Source organism: Sphaerotilus sulfidivorans (assembly GCF_013426975.1).
Taxonomy (GTDB): domain Bacteria; phylum Pseudomonadota; class Gammaproteobacteria; order Burkholderiales; family Burkholderiaceae_C; genus Sphaerotilus; species Sphaerotilus sulfidivorans.
The window spans coordinates 1-262 of the sequence record NZ_JACCPY010000110.1 but is presented as its reverse complement, the minus strand read 5'-3'; the positions used below and the strand labels follow the sequence as shown (position 1 = coordinate 262).

General features: G+C 66.4%; 1 protein-coding gene. It reads left to right on the top strand.

Annotated features, from left to right (window positions below; translation table 11 throughout):
- Positions 1–262, top strand: a 262-nt coding sequence (locus HZU84_RS20165) for a putative Ig domain-containing protein (RefSeq protein WP_180693137.1), incomplete at both ends; no start/stop codon positions are given.

Sequence of the window (262 nt, the reverse complement as noted above, 5' to 3'; positions counted from 1 at the left end):
TTCCCGCCGGGACGTTTGCCGATGTCGACGCGGGCGACTCGCTGAGCTACACGACGAGCGCGCTGCCGAGCTGGCTGAGCTTCAACATGGCGACGCGCACCTTCAGCGGCACGCCTGCCAACGCCGATGTCGGTTCGCTGACGATCACGGTGACGGCGAAGGACGGGAGCAACGCCGCGGCCAGTGATTCCTTCGTGCTGACGATCGCCAACGTCAACGATGCGCCGACGGTGGCGTCTCCGATCACTGACCAGAGCGCGAC